Source organism: Kordiimonas sp. SCSIO 12603 (genome assembly GCF_024398035.1).
In the GTDB taxonomy this organism is placed as follows: domain Bacteria; phylum Pseudomonadota; class Alphaproteobacteria; order Sphingomonadales; family Kordiimonadaceae; genus Kordiimonas.
On the sequence record NZ_CP073748.1, the window covers coordinates 2,017,119 to 2,031,782 of the forward strand.

Consider the following 14,664-nt stretch of genomic DNA (forward strand, 5'->3'; position numbering starts at 1 on the left):
CCTCCATAACTTGTTAACCACTCTTTCCCCATAGGAGTTACTATGAACTTCAACCTTAAATCAGGTACAGCGCTTGCCGCACTGCTTATCGGTGCTACTGCTGTAAATGCTGCAGAAGTTGCGCAGCAGAACGCTGATGATATTGATGAAATCATTGTTGAAGGCCGTTATCTGTCCCTAGACAAGATTAACGCTGTTAAAACACCAACACCGATTATCGATGTACCGCAGAGCCTTTCAATCATTTCTGCCGATCAAATCATCCGCCAAGGCTTTACAAGCGTTAGCGATCTGGTTCTTTACACTCCTGGTGTGAACAGTTCACAAGGTGAAGGTCACCGTGATGCAGTAGTTTTCCGTGGCGTACGTTCAACAGCGGACTTCTATATCGACGGTGTACGCGATGATGTTCAGTATTACCGCTCTTTCTATAACCTTGAGCAGGTTGAAATTCTTCGTGGCCCTAACGCACTTCTTTTCGGTCGTGGTGGTACAGGCGGTGTTCTAAACCGTGTGACTAAAAAGGGTGTTATCGGTGAAGATTTCTTTGGTTACAAAGCAAGCATTAACACATTTGGCGCGTTTGACCTTCAAGTAGATAACAATCTTGCTGTAAGCGAAAAAGCTGCATTCCGTTTGAATGCTTATTATGAAGATCTAAACAACCACCGTGATTTCTTCGATGGTGAACGTATCGGTGTTAATCCAACTGTGAAGCTAGAGCTTTCTGAAGCTACAACGGTGAACCTCTCATACGAGTATATCAATAACGAGCGTTTCATTGATCGCGGTATTCCATCTGTGAATGGTCGCCCGGCTGAAGAGCTTGTAGATATTACATTTGGTGATCCTGACATTAATACTACAACGCTTGATGCACATGTTTTCCGCGCCAGCGTTGAGCACCAGTTCAATGACAGCTTTAAGGGTAACTTTAGTGCGTCATACGGTGATTATGACAAGCTTTATTCAAACTTCTTCCCTGTTGCGTTCGATGCGGCATCAAATGAAGTTACACTTGATGGTTATGTTGACACCACACAGCGTAAGAATTTGATCCTGTCTTCAAACCTTATTGGTGAAGTTGATTTTGGTGGTTTCGGTCACACTATTCTTGCTGGCGCTGAATATATTGATACGGTTAACAACAATGACCGTTTCAATTCATTCTTTAGTGGCTCACAGGATGATCGCGAAACATTTCTCGCGACACGCCCTCTAAGCTTGAATAATGGTGTTGGTACAAACGCTGCTGGCGAAACAACAACAAATGATTTCTCAGTTGATCTGAACGACGATACTGAAGCTGACCTTGAAGTATTCTCTCTATATATTCAGGATCAGATTGAAATCTCTGACAAGCTAGACCTTATCATTGGTGGTCGTTTCGATACTTTCAAAATCCGCGTTGATAATGTTGAAACATTCATCAATACAGGTGAAAGAGAAATTCGTGAGCGTAGAGATTCAGAATTCTCTCCACGTCTAGGCCTTGTGTTCAAGCCACAGGAAAATATTTCGATTTACGGTAGCTTCAGTGAGAGCTTCCTCCCACGTTCTGGTGAGCAGTTTGCTAATATTAACCAGACGACAGAGGCGCTTGACCCAGATACATTCCAGAATATTGAAGTTGGTCTAAAGTGGGACTTCGCTGATGGCCTGAGTTTCACTGCTGCTTTGTTTGAAGTTGAGCAGAGATCACCAGTTGTATCCGATGCGGATGCTGGTCAGCTTGATATTATCGAGAGTGAAATTCGCGGTATTGAAGTACAAGTGCTTGGCCAGCTTACTGAAGATTGGTTTGTGTCTGCAGGCTATAGCTATCTTGAAGGTAACCAAACTAATGGCAACCGCGTACGCGAACTTCCTGAGCACACAATCAACGTGTGGACTAATTATCAGGTAACTGAGCGTTTTGGTCTTGGCGCTGGTCTTACATTCCAGGACGAAAGCTTCTCAGATAACGGTAACTCGGTAACACTGCCAAGCTTTGTTCGTATTGATGCTGCGGCATATTACGATCTAAACGACAGTGTGCGTCTGCAGGTGAATGTGGAAAACCTAACTGATACGGAATATTTCCCGAATTCACACAATGCAAACAACATTACAGTTGGCGCACCGCTTAACGCTCGTTTCTCTATTACGGGTCGTTTCTAGGCTTAAAGCTCTAGTTATTGAATGAATAGGGCCGGGATGTTTCCCGGCCTTTTTTATTGCCTTGATAATCTTTGGGCTTGGGTAAGGGCGCTGAGAAACATCTCTTCCGTTAGCACTTTAGTGTTCAGATTATAGCGCGAGCAATGATAACTGCTGACAAGCCATAGGCCCTCTCTCAATTTATATTCGCAACCGTGCATGAACTTATGTGCTGACACTTGAAGGCCAAAAGTTCTAAGCGCCGTATCATGCGCCACCTTGCCTAAAGCAAAAATCACTTTCAGCTTCGGCATGTTATCAATCAGTGAAAGAAGGTAAGGGCGGCAATTGTTGATTTCAGCAGCCGTGGGTTTGTTCTGTGGAGGGACACATCTCACCGCATTTGTGACTAAGGCTCTATTTAGCTTGAATTTATTTCCGTTATGAAACTCGCCGTTGGTGTAACCAAGTTTACTTAGCGCGGCATAGAGTAAGTCCCCGGATTGATCACCAATAAAGGGTTTGCCTGATTTGTTAGCGCCTTGAAGCCCTGGAGCAAGGCCCAGGATCATAATCTCGGCGTCCATTGGGCCAATATTGTTCACAGCACCATTGTGATAATTTGGATATAGTTTGCTATTTTCTTGCCTGAAGGTGGTTAGGCGAGGGCATGAATTACAGTGTTTTTTGGGTTCGATTAATTCAGGCATGGTATATCTCACAGGCATAAAAAAAGCGGCTTATCATAAGCCGCCTTCTTTCAAATAGGGAAGAGTTTTAGTCTTCCCCGAATTCTGAATCCCATGGATCATTTTCTGGACGGCCTGATGCAGGGCGGCCAATCATGTCCTTAAGGTCAATCAGGTCAACGAACTGGTCAGCTTGGCGTCTTAACTCATCAGCAATCATGGAAGGCTGTGTTTTATTAGAGCTCACAACCGTGGCTCTTACACCGCGGCGCTGTACAGCTTCCAGAAGTCTGCGGAAGTCACCATCGCCAGAGAACAGGATCACATGATCAAGGTTTTCTGAAATGTTGAGCATATCTACGGCAATTTCGATATCCATATTGCCTTTGATTTTACGGCGACCATTTTCATCAGTGAATTCTTTCACTGGTTTGGTAACCAGCGTGAAGCCATTATAATCAAGCCAATCAATAAGAGGACGAAGTGGTGAATATTCCTGATCCTCCAAAATAGCCGTATAATAAAAAGCGCGAACCAATCGACCCTTTTGGGAGAAATGTTCACGCAAACTTTTATAGTCTATTTCCATGTCGAGGGCACGAGCAGTTGCATATAGGTTAGCCCCGTCTATAAACAACGCAATGCGTTCTTCAGGATAAATCAACATTTTGAGTTCCTATCAAAAAAAATACGCGCAGAAGTATAATTGTACAAAATAGTGTAGGTAACTACACATTACGGTTAAATGTACCATAAACTAATATTGACTGCAGGCAGTTAACTTTTGGTAAAATTATGGTTAAGTGAAAGGCCTGTTCTTGAAAAGGTATTTTTGGTGAAGGCGGAAAAAGTAAAAATATTACTGGGTCTTGGTGGAAATTTGCCTTCCGGTCAGCGTAGTCCGCTTCAAACTGTACGTGAAAGTATAGAATTGATGCAGAAGCTGAATATTGAGATTACTTCAGTCTCTCCATTTTTTGAAACAGAACCGGTGCCTGCTTCGGGGCAGCCTAATTTTATAAATGCTGCAGTTATAGGGAACACCACTCATAGGTGTGATGTGCTGTTAGGGTTGATTAAGGAGCTTGAAGTAAAGCTTGGGAGGCAGCCAGCTGAACGGTGGAGCGCGAGAACTATTGACATAGATATACTGGCATACGGCGATAGCGTGTTCCCGAATATCAAGGCGTGGCAAGATGTGGTGAATGATGCTGATCCGGCGGCAATTCTGGCGGAACCTGTAGTGCCGCATCCGCGGTTGCATAAAAGAGCTTTTGTATTGGCACCTCTGTCAGAGATTGCAGGGAAATGGAAACATCCGGTTCTTGGGCAGACTGTAAAAGAAATGATGAAGGCAGATTTGATTGTGGAACAAATGCCTCATATCCGGAAACTGCAAGAAAACCAATAAATAGCCTTTGAAAGGCGGATTCATTCCTTTACAGTGAAGGTGTGTATATGTATAAGCAGGCGCTTATATGGAGGTCGTGCGCTTGATCGCACACCACAATTAAAGAATTTTGGAGATAGTGAATGGCTCGCGTTACCGTTGAGGATTGCGTTGACAAGGTAGATAACCGCTTTGATCTGGTTCTCGCTGCAGCACAGCGTTCTCGCCAGATTTCTTCTGGTGCACCGCTCCTTGTAGAGCGTGATAACGATAAAAACGCAGTTGTTGCTCTGCGTGAAATCGCTGATGAACATATTCAGGCAAATGACCTGACAGAATCAGTAATTCACGGGATGCGTAAAGTTGTTGAATCTGATGAGCCGGAAGAAGTGGATATGTCCATTCTTATGGCTGGTATGGAAGATCAGGCTCCAGCTTCAGAGTAATTCTGAGTTCATATCTAAAGAAAACCCGGCCTTGAGCCGGGTTTTTTATTGCCTGAAATTTGTTGGATTATTTTGCTGGCTTGTGGAACTGGTCTGCCGCAAAGTTAAAGAGGCCAGATCCGCCAAGTGTTTGCCCGCCACAAACAGGAAGTACGGCGCCTGTGATATATCCTGCGAGATTTGAGGATAGGAATACAGCTGCTTGGCCAATATCATTTACGCTACCTAGCCTGCGGGCAGGTACGCTTTGTATAAGCATTGGAAGAGTTTCTGGAGAGCTAAGGCGTTTCATGCCCTCTGTGCCGTCAATAGGGCCGGGGATAATGCTGTTTGAACGAATACCTTGTGGACCCCATTCAATAGCCAGTGTTTTCATAAGTTTATCGATGCCAGCCTTGGCTGCACATACATGCGCTTGATGACTGTAACCGTCGAGCGATTGTCCTGCCGAGATAAAGATGATGGAACCTTTAGTTTCCTTGAGCTGATCATGGGCTGCTTTTGCTGTGTTGAATGATCCGATCAGGTCAATATCTACAACTGTTTTAAAACCATTATAGCTCAGGTCTTCTACCTTACTCATAAAGTTGCCGGCGGCACCTGCCACAACAATTGAAACAGTTCCCAGTGTCGCTTTGGTTTCTGCGAAAGCTTTTTCCATGGCTTCAAGATCGCGTACATCGGCTGCAACTGGGAATACATCCACTCCGTATTCTCTGATTTCTTCTGCCGCTTTTTCCAGTTTTTCAAAAGTGCGGCCACAGATAGCTATTTTCGCACCTGCTGCTGCCATGTTTTTGGCAATGCCTAAGTTGATGCCGCTGCCGCCGCCGGTGATGAATGCCACTTGCCCTTCGAGCATGCCTGTTTGAGGTTTGAGCTCAGACATAAAGTCCCTCCGCTTGAAAATTTCCCACACTTCTTCGGTAACTGTTAATGAATTTTACCATAGCATAATAAATGGGCTGAAATTCTTTCTCGAAAAGAGTATTGCTATCAGTTAGATGAATTAAAAGAGTAAAGGTTGCCGCGTGATCCGTCAGTTTGAGTTAGTTGATCTTGTAAGAGCCTACGATAAAAACGTGGATGAGGCTCTCCTTAACCGTGCCTATGTATTTGCGATGAAAGCTCATGGTAGCCAGACGAGGGCGTCTGGTGATCCGTATTTTTCGCACCCACTTGAAGTGGCTGGTATCTTAACGGATATGAAGCTGGATTGTGATACGATCGCTACGGCACTTCTCCATGATGTGGTGGAAGATACAGTTGCAACCATCGAAGAAATCCACGAGCTTTTTGGCCCCAAGGTAGCTGAACTGGTGGACGGTGTTACCAAGCTCTCAAAAATTGAAATGCAGACCGAAAGCATGCGGCAGGCGGAGAACTTCAGGAAGTTTCTTCTAGCGATGTCGAATGATATCCGCGTGCTTCTGGTTAAACTTGCTGACCGTATGCACAATATGCGTACGCTGGGGCATATTAAGAAAATTGAGAAACGCAAGCGAATTGCCAAAGAAACGCTTGATATATACGCACCGCTTGCTGAACGCATTGGTATGCATGAGCTGAAAGATGAGCTTGAGCATCTTGCCTTTACGCATATGGACCCTGAGGCAATGGAATCCATCAATGCACGGCTCCATTATCTTATAGAAGAAAGCCCTAACCTTGAAGCTGACATGGTAGCAGCGCTAACGGAACTTCTTAAAGAAAATGGTATTGAAGCCAAGGTTAGTGGCCGTATCAAACGCCCATATTCCATCTGGCGGAAAATGGAGCGACAGAATATCAGCTTTGAGCAGCTTTCAGATGTGATGGCCTTCCGTATTATGGTGGATGATGTTTCTACCTGTTACCGCACTCTCGGTATCGTCCACGGTGAATGGCCAATGGTACTAGGGCGCTTTAAAGATTATATCTCGCTTCCGAAACAGAATTTCTACCGCTCGATCCACACAACAGTGATTGGTCCACATAACAACAAGCTTGAAGTACAAATTCGTACCCATGATATGCATGAAGAGGCGGAAATCGGGGTTGCCGCGCACTGGCAGTATAAACAGAAAGCTGAAAATGCTGAGGGTTCTCAATATCGCTGGATTAGGGAACTTCTTGAAATTCTTGATCATACACATGACCCGGAGGAGTTCCTGGAGCACACCAAACTTGCGATGTATCAGGATAAAGTATTCTGCTTTACCCCGAAGGGGGAACTAGTGCCGTTGCCGCGTGGTTCTACCACTGTGGATTTTGCTTATGCAGTACATACCGAGGTAGGAGATCACTGTGTTGGCGCGAAGGTAAACGGCCGTATGGTGCCCCTTCGTCACCAGCTTGATAATGGTGATCAGGTTCAAATCTTGACGTCTAAAGGACAAGCGCCATCGCCGCGGTGGGATAGTTTTGTTGTAACAGGTAAAGCTCGTTCTGCTATTCGAAGGCATGTGCGCTTCCAGCAACATGAAGAATATAGTCAGCTAGGGAAAACACTTATCGAGAAAGCTTGCCGCCGGAACGGCCTTGATTTCTCAGGTAGGGTGATCGAAGAAGCGGCGAGTGTTCTTAACTTGTCTGACGCTGATATGCTCTTTGCTCTTGTCGGGCAAGGAACACTTTCTGAGGAAGAAATTTTGCGGGCCGCTTTCCCGGGCTTTAAGGAAGATGCTCGGAATGAGGGCCTTCCTAATGTTCACCAGGATTGGGAACAGGTGGATGATGGTGCTATTCCTATTTCCGGGATTACTCAAGGTTCAGCAGTTCAACTTGCTTCTTGCTGCCATCCGGTGAAAGGTGACCGTATTGTAGGTCTTCGCGTGCCGGGGCAGGGTGCTGCAATTCATACTATTGATTGCTCTAAACTTACAGAATTTGATGATCGGCCAGAAATGTGGCTCGACTTGCGCTGGGAAGAAGGTGAAGAAGATAGTGATGCCTTCTACACTGGCCGTTTGCGCCTTGAAGTGGTGAACGAACGCGGTGCTTTAGCAGCGATTGCTGCAACAGTTTCCAAGACAGGTGGTAATGTCTCAAACCTTGAAATCCCACAGCGTGATCCCGAGTTTTATGTAATGATCATAGATATTGAAGTGAAAGATGTGAAACACTTGAATGATATCACCCGGGCCTTAAGGGTTAGCCGTGTAATCAGTAGAGTTGACAGGGTTTTGGGATAATTCGCCTCAGTTAAGCGTATTTGACTTGACGAACCTTCGCGCGGGTACTATCCGCGCAGATAAATAATTTCACTTATCAGGAGCCAGCAATGGATCAGGAAGCTGTATTGAATGAATTTCGCGCGGCAGGCGCTCTGCTTGAAGGTCATTTCAAGCTGTCTTCGGGCCTTCACAGCCCTGTTTATCTGCAGTGTGCAAAAGTTCTGATGGACCCGCAACGTGCTGGTCGCTTGTGTGCTGCTTTTGCTGAGAAACTTAAGGCAACTGGTGTAGAAGTTGATCTTGTAGTGAGCCCGGCAATGGGCGGTGTTATCGTGGGCTATGAAGTTGCTCGCCAGCTTGGTGTTCTAGGCATTTTCACAGAACGTGTTGATGGTGAATTCGCGCTTCGTCGTGGTTTTGAAATCCCAAACGGCGCGAAAATTCTGATGATGGAAGATATCATCACAACGGGCTTGTCTTCTCGTGAATGTATTAAAACCATCACTGAATGGGGTGGTGAAGTTGTGGCTGCTGGCTGTTTGATTAACCGTTCCGGTGGTCGGGCAGAAGTTGGTGCGCCGGTTACAGCACTGGCAACTATTGATGCGCCAACATATAAGCCTGAAGATGTACCTGCTGAACTTGCTGAAATTCCAGCAATTAAACCTGGTAGCCGTGGGCTGAAATCATAATCCATGGTATTTAAGCGGCGGACCCCACTTACTTTTTGGCAAAAAACGGTAGATTTTTTCTGGCCGCGCTCAGGCTTGAAAAGAGCGTGGCTTTATATCTGGTACCGTATCGCTCGGTTGCCGGGAACGCCTTATAGCATTGCTGCTGGTTTCGCTTCCGGTGCTGCTGTTTCCTTTACACCGTTTCTTGGCCTTCATTTCTTGATGGGGTTTGCAGTTGCCTGGATAGTGCGGGGTAATTTACTTGCGTCAGCCATCGGTACGGCTATTGGTAACCCATGGACATTCCCCTTTATTTTCGCGCTTACCAGCCAAATTGGCTCAGCCATACTGGGTACTGATGTAACAGCGGAAGTGCCGCCATGGGATATGGGCGCGATGGCCAATGATCCGTTTGGGTATCTTGCCTCATTTTTGCCCGTTGTATTTCCTTTGATTGTCGGTGGTTTTCCAGTTGCAGTTATTGTTTGGTTCCTGTTTTACTTCGCCTTTAGAGGATTGATTTCAGGGTATCGTGATAGTCGCCGCTTGAAGATGGAAGAAAAAGCAAAAATAAGGTCCTCAGAAACAGTGATGAAAGAAGAGGAAAAGGATAGTGCATAGACTTCGCTTAGGTGTGAATATTGATCATGTAGCCACTATTAGAAATGCGCGTGGTATTCGCCATCCTGATCCAGTACGTGCTGCAGGCTTGGCAGTTAAAGCAGGCGCGGATGGCATTACTGCTCATCTGCGTGAAGATCGCCGTCATATTTCTGATGAAGATATTGCAACACTTGCTGATGTGCTGACGGTGCCTCTGAATTTTGAAATGGCCGCGACTGATGAGATGCTTGAGATTGCACTACGTCATAAGCCACATGCTTGTTGTCTGGTGCCGGAAAAACGGCAGGAGCTCACAACAGAGGGCGGCCTTGACGCAGCAGGGCAACATAACCGTTTGAAGCATTATGTTTCAGAACTGAATAAGGCTGGTATTCGTGTGAGTTTATTCCTGGATGCTGATAAAGCACAGCTTGATGCAGCGCTGTCTCTTGGTGCGCCAGTGGTGGAAATTCACACAGGTGCATACTGTGATCTTACAGGGCAAGCGCGTGAGGAAGAACTCATTCGTATCAAAGAAGCTGCGTCTTACGGTTATGAAAATGGCCTTGAAATGCATGCAGGCCACGGCCTCAGCTATGATACTGTTGGCCCTATTGCCGCGATTGCAGAATTACGCGAACTGAATATTGGCCATTTCCTTATTGGCGAAGCGATTTTCCACGGCCTTGAGGCATCTGTGAAAGAGATGCGCCGGCATATGGATGAAGCGAGAGCATAAAATAGAATGGCACCACTGAAAAAAATCGCTGGATATACTTTTACTAAAGCAAGTTTGCTGGATGAGGCACTAACACACCCATCCTTGTCAGGTACATACAACTACCAGCGTCTTGAGTTTTTAGGGGACCGTGTTCTCGGTCTAGCAGTTTCCACATGGCTTCTCGAAGCATACCCGAGTGAAGCAGAAGGGCAGCTTAACCGCCGTTTTACTTCACTTGTGCGCAAGGAAACTCTGGCAGAGATGGCAAAGAAACTTGATCTTGTAAAAGCGATCAAGCTAACGCCAGGTGCTGAAACAGAAGGAACACGCGATAAAGAAGCCGTGCAGGCTGATGTATGTGAAGCCATTATTGGTGCCATGTATCTAGATGCGGGCTTTGGTGTTGTAGAAGAATTTATCCGGAAGCACTGGATACCCATGATGAATGAAGATCAGGATGTTGTGAAAGACAGCAAAACCCTGCTTCAGGAATGGTGTCAGGCCCGTGCGACCGCACTTCCCAAATATGAGGTTGTTGAAAGATCAGGTCCTGATCACCAACCAATTTTTACAATTGAAGCGACTGTAAAAGGCAAGGGTTCTGCCCGTGCACAAGGCAGCGCGAAAAGGATTGCGGAACAAGCTGCAGCAGCGGCACTGTTCAGTATCCTTGCAGGAGAGAAATAATGTCTGAAAACCAGACAGCTGAGACTAAATGCGGTTTTGTGGCGCTAATTGGTGCGCCAAACGCAGGTAAATCAACGCTTTTGAACGCGCTTGTGGGTGCAAAGGTTGCGATTGTTACGCATAAGGTACAAACAACACGTACCCGCATTACCGGTATCGGTATGCATGAAGAAACTCAATTGGTGTTCATTGATACACCGGGTATTTTTGCACCAAAACGCAGGCTTGACCGCGCGATGGTCAGCGCGGCCTGGAAAGGGTCTGAGGATGCAGAAACAACTGTTCTGATGATTGATGCTCGTAAAGGTATTACAGAAGAGGTTGAGCATATCATTGAAGGCCTCAAGAATGCTGGGCGTGAAGTTATTCTCGTGTTGAACAAAATTGATGGCATGAAAAAGGATGGCCTTCTCGCGCTTATTCAGGAATGTAACGAGCATGGCATCTTCACAGATACTTTCCTTATTTCTGCCCTTCACGGCGAAGGCGTTGCAGATCTTAAAGCATTCCTTGCTGATAAAGCGCCAGCAGGCCCGTGGATGTACCCGGAAGATCAGCTTTCCGATACTACGATGCGTATTCTGGCGGCTGAGATTACACGGGAAAAAGTATATCTTCGCCTGCATGATGAACTGCCTTACGCCACAACAGTGGAAACCGAGAAGTGGGAAGACCGCAAAGACGGTTCCGTACGCATTGAACAGGTTATCCATGTTGAGCGTGAAACCCAGAAGGGTATTGTCATCGGTAAGGGCGGCAGTATGCTGAAAACCCTGGGCCAGATGGCACGCGAAGAAATGGAAGAAGAGTTCCAACGCCGTGTGCATTTGTTCCTACATGTTCGAGTGACAGAACGTTGGGCCGATGATAAATCCATGTATGAAGGCATGGGTCTAGATTTCGTAAAATAAAGTAGAGATCAGGAACGTAGGTATGGAATGGCAGGATGAAGGGATTGTTCTTTCTGCCACTCGCCTTGGCGAGAGTGATGCTGTTCTTGAGATTATGACCAAAAACCACGGGCGTGCTCGTGGTTTTATCAAGGGCGGTATGGGGCGCCGTAATAAAGCGAACCTTCAGCCTGGTAATTTCCTTTCCGTAAATTGGCGTTCAAGATTAGAAACCAATTTAGGCCGCTTCACCGTTGAACTGCTTCACAGCCCTCTTGGTAATATGCTTGGTGATGGTAACCGCTTGGCAGCGCTTGCGGCTGTTACATCTGTTGTGGTGACTACCATGACAGAACGTGAGCCACATCTGAGTGTTTATGAGGGGTTAAGCGCGATCGTAAAGCTTTTAGAAGCGTCTGATAGCTCCCTTGAAGGGTGGGGGGCGGCCTTTTCGCAGCTTGAACTCGGAATATTGCAGGAGCTCGGCTATGGCCTTGACCTGAGCGAATGTGCAGGTACGGGTTCAACTGAAAATCTTATCTATGTTTCTCCAAAGTCTGGCCGTGCTGTTTCTGAAGAAGCAGGCTTTTTGTACCGTGACAAGTTACTAAGTTTACCGGCATTTCTTGCTTCACCTGGTGAGGGTAAAATCGATATGCAGGCTAGTGTGGAAGCTCTTCGGCTTACCGGATATTTTCTGGATCGGTATGTATGGGCTGTTCGAACTGGTGGGCAGCCAGCTGCTAGAGAGCGTTTTCTTTCAAGCCTTCAAAAGCATACCCTTTCCTAGTTAGGGTATTTTCTTCCAACTATTTCTCGTATTTTAGGGTTGATTTTATATCAATCGCCCAGTGTGTAAATGCACGACTATGCATCACATGGTTGTGATTTTTAGTGAGAAATACGTGTTTATTCGGTGTGTTACGCATATCACGAGGTAAAATTCCTCAACTATAAATATATAACTAAATACGACACGACAGTTAGGGAGAAAGCTAGATGATTAGCTTAAAAATGGCCGCTCGCCGGGTTGCGAGTGCTGGCTTGTTGGTGGGATTAATAACCGCACCAGGTATTTCTTCAGACATAAATATTACAGCGAAGGTAACAAGCGATGAAAAGCTGAAAAGCTTTTTGAATGAACATATTACTGAGGGGTTTTCTGGAACGTTACTTATTGCTAAAGACGGCAAGATCGTTCACGCACAAGGCTATGGATTTGCTGACCGTGAAAACAAAATACCCAACACGCTAGATACCGTATATTCAACAGGTACGTTGACACGGTATTTTACGGCGGCTGCTATACTTAAGTTGGCGGAGCAGGGTAAACTAAGCCTCTCTGATACACTCAGTAAATTCTTTGATAATGTACCTGCTGATAAGCAGAATATTACTGTCCACCATCTACTTACTCACACCCCCGGGCTGTTGAGTGTAGAAGAATGGGATGCCTTTGAAACTATTAATACGGATGAGTTTTTAAAGGATGTGTTTTCCGCAGAGAATGAAATTAGCCCAGCTGTATATCTGCCTAAGTTTAGTTTCAAGCCGGGTGATAGGGTTATCGAATTTAGTGAAGGCTACGGTCTTCTAAGCCTTATAATTGAAAAACAATCTGGCCAGTCATTTGAAGCGTTTCTCAAGGACAACCTTTTTGATCCAGCGGGTATTACCGATACCGGATATCTCCTGCCTGATTGGGATAAGTCACGGATTGCAAATGGATATGTAGGTGAAGATGGAGAAAGCTGGGGTAATTTACCAGACCGCCTTAACAAATTAGGAAAGCTCCCACCTTATATACAGGGAAGTATGGGCCTGCTATCAACTGCGAGCGATTTATATAAATGGCATACTGCACTATATGGCGGAAAAGTCCTTTCCGACGCTTCGCTCAAGCTTCTTCATAAAAGACATACCGCTATACCTGAAGCTTTTGAGGCAGATATCGATGCGGCTTACGGTATTCAGGTTTCTGAAACATGGTCTGGTACGCCGTGGATATTTAATATCGGATCGAGCGTTATTCGCGCCAATATACCAGCCTTTAAGGTAACATATCACTATTTTCCAGTGGAAGACACTGTTGTTATATTTGCTGGCAATACCCCGCTGAACCGTGAGGTTAGGCAAGCTTTACCAGCTTTTGTTCGGGTACTTTTAGAACCTGACTATAAACCTGTTTCATCAGATAATAAGCAAGCGCAGTAGGGGAAGTATGATGAAAAAAACAGTAAGAATCTTTGTTGCTTCCGTTGGTTTCTTTGCCTTGGCAGCTTGTGCTTCAGGTAATGAGAGTTTTTTTAAGGGTAACGAGTATGTAGAGCGCGGCTCAGTTGCCGCTGAAACCAGCGACGGTACATTTAATGTATCTTACCTGAAATCACAGAGCAGTGGTCGCAGAGTAATAATTCTGCACGGAACACCCGGCCAAGCGGCTGATTATTACCGTACTATTCGTAATGCACCCGCGGATATGGAATATGTGGTTGTCGACCGTCCGGGATACGGTGAAACAACGCCGTATAAGCTTCTAGCCTCTCTTGAGGCACAGGCTGATGCTATTGCGCCGTTACTGATAGAGAAAAATGGCCAGAAGCCAATTGTTGTTGGGCATTCCTCTGGCGGCCCGATTGCTGCGATGGTTGCTATTCGTCACGGTAATAAAATAGGCGGGTTGATGCTGGCTGCTGCCTCTATGGACCCAGAGTTGGAGCCTGATCCAGTTTTTGTTCAAAAGCTAGGTAATGCACCGGTTGTTTCATGGTTCGTGCCTAAAGATCTGCTTATCCTGAACCGGGAACTTTTATCCCTTCCTAAGCAACTTGAAGAAATGAAGAGCAAACTTAGCACGATCACAGCGCCCACTATTATCATGCACGGTACTGCTGATCTGCTCGTTCCGTACGGTAATGTATCCTATATGGAAAACTATATCTCCAATGCTTCATATCGGGAGACGGTTAAGATTGAAGGTATGGGGCATGAAATTCCCTGGGCGCGGGAGATAACCTTTGCCAAAGGTATTCGTAAACTGGCTGATGAAGACTATACTATTCCAACTTCTGAAATCAGAATTGACCGCCGCGATTGGGCTTTCACTGCCGAAACTCGCCGAGAGGTTAGAGATCCCGCCAATAGATCTGAAAAATAGAAGCTAATATTAACTTTTATGTTACAGCCTTGATGACCTGTATGGATGGTTTTATTGGGGCTGTGACAACGTTTTGAGGCTCTCTAATACAGCTTATCCGTTAAGCGGTTTTG

The 14,664-nt window shown here is 45.8% G+C and carries 15 protein-coding genes; 12 read left to right on the forward strand and 3 right to left on the reverse strand.

The features are described 5' to 3' along the window. The first annotated feature begins 42 nt into the window (after positions 1-42). On the forward strand, positions 43-2,160 hold the full coding sequence (locus KFE96_RS09255; RefSeq protein ID WP_255832341.1) for a TonB-dependent siderophore receptor: 2,118 nt from the start codon (positions 43-45) through the stop codon (positions 2,158-2,160). 53 nt (positions 2,161-2,213) lie between these two features. Here KFE96_RS09255 and KFE96_RS09260 read toward each other — a convergent pair whose 3' ends face one another. Beyond that, complete coding sequence (locus KFE96_RS09260; RefSeq protein ID WP_255832342.1) at positions 2,214-2,849, reverse strand: uracil-DNA glycosylase; 636 nt, start codon at positions 2,847-2,849, stop codon at positions 2,214-2,216. Between the two features lie 67 nt (positions 2,850-2,916). Further along, positions 2,917-3,495: an NYN domain-containing protein gene (locus KFE96_RS09265; RefSeq protein ID WP_247018250.1), complete on the reverse strand. Its 579-nt coding sequence runs from the start codon at positions 3,493-3,495 to the stop codon at positions 2,917-2,919. Positions 3,496-3,612: 117 nt separating this feature from the next. Between KFE96_RS09265 and folK the strand changes: the two genes are divergently transcribed. Further along, a complete protein-coding gene (folK, locus tag KFE96_RS09270; protein WP_255832343.1) occupies positions 3,613-4,239 on the forward strand; it encodes a 2-amino-4-hydroxy-6-hydroxymethyldihydropteridine diphosphokinase in 627 nt (208 codons plus the stop codon). Positions 4,240-4,361: 122 nt separating this feature from the next. Continuing rightward, on the forward strand, positions 4,362-4,664 hold the full coding sequence (gene rpoZ, locus KFE96_RS09275) for a DNA-directed RNA polymerase subunit omega (protein ID WP_304665213.1): 303 nt from the start codon (positions 4,362-4,364) through the stop codon (positions 4,662-4,664). 67 nt (positions 4,665-4,731) lie between these two features. On the opposite strand, the gene KFE96_RS09280 is transcribed toward rpoZ, so the two are convergent. After that, positions 4,732-5,553, reverse strand: a complete 822-nt coding sequence (locus KFE96_RS09280; protein WP_255832344.1) for an SDR family oxidoreductase — start codon at positions 5,551-5,553, stop codon at positions 4,732-4,734. A 142-nt stretch (positions 5,554-5,695) separates the two neighbouring features. Between KFE96_RS09280 and KFE96_RS09285 the strand changes: the two genes are divergently transcribed. The 9 genes from KFE96_RS09285 (at position 5,696) to KFE96_RS09325 (ending at position 14,551) form a co-directional block, all read left to right on the forward strand. Beyond that, positions 5,696-7,837, forward strand: coding sequence for a bifunctional (p)ppGpp synthetase/guanosine-3',5'-bis(diphosphate) 3'-pyrophosphohydrolase (locus KFE96_RS09285; RefSeq protein WP_255832345.1), 2,142 nt, complete (start codon positions 5,696-5,698; stop codon positions 7,835-7,837). 89 nt (positions 7,838-7,926) lie between these two features. Continuing rightward, positions 7,927-8,511 carry an orotate phosphoribosyltransferase gene (pyrE, locus tag KFE96_RS09290; RefSeq protein ID WP_255832346.1) on the forward strand — a complete coding sequence of 195 codons (585 nt, stop codon included), beginning with the start codon at positions 7,927-7,929 and terminating at the stop codon, positions 8,509-8,511. A 75-nt stretch (positions 8,512-8,586) separates the two neighbouring features. Beyond that, a complete protein-coding gene (locus KFE96_RS09295; protein ID WP_255832347.1) occupies positions 8,587-9,114 on the forward strand; it encodes a DUF2062 domain-containing protein in 528 nt (175 codons plus the stop codon). Continuing rightward, positions 9,104-9,835 carry a pyridoxine 5'-phosphate synthase gene (locus tag KFE96_RS09300; protein ID WP_343264877.1) on the forward strand — a complete coding sequence of 244 codons (732 nt, stop codon included), beginning with the start codon at positions 9,104-9,106 and terminating at the stop codon, positions 9,833-9,835. The genes KFE96_RS09295 and KFE96_RS09300 overlap by 11 nt, the downstream gene beginning before the upstream one ends. A gap of 6 nt (positions 9,836-9,841) precedes the next feature. Then, positions 9,842-10,504 carry a ribonuclease III gene (gene rnc, locus KFE96_RS09305; RefSeq protein WP_255832348.1) on the forward strand — a complete coding sequence of 221 codons (663 nt, stop codon included), beginning with the start codon at positions 9,842-9,844 and terminating at the stop codon, positions 10,502-10,504. Then, entirely contained in the window at positions 10,504-11,415 is a 912-nt protein-coding gene (gene era / locus KFE96_RS09310) for a GTPase Era (RefSeq protein WP_255832349.1), read from the forward strand. Before rnc ends, era begins: the two co-directional genes overlap by 1 nt. A 22-nt stretch (positions 11,416-11,437) precedes the next feature. Further along, positions 11,438-12,184: a DNA repair protein RecO gene (recO, locus tag KFE96_RS09315; protein WP_255832350.1), complete on the forward strand. Its 747-nt coding sequence runs from the start codon at positions 11,438-11,440 to the stop codon at positions 12,182-12,184. A 209-nt stretch (positions 12,185-12,393) separates the two neighbouring features. Continuing rightward, positions 12,394-13,608 (forward strand): serine hydrolase, encoded by a 1,215-nt coding sequence (locus KFE96_RS09320; protein WP_255832351.1) that lies wholly within the window; start codon positions 12,394-12,396, stop codon positions 13,606-13,608. Positions 13,609-13,618: 10 nt separating this feature from the next. Next, complete coding sequence (locus tag KFE96_RS09325; RefSeq protein ID WP_255832352.1) at positions 13,619-14,551, forward strand: alpha/beta fold hydrolase; 933 nt, start codon at positions 13,619-13,621, stop codon at positions 14,549-14,551. The last annotated feature ends 113 nt before the right edge of the window (positions 14,552-14,664 follow it).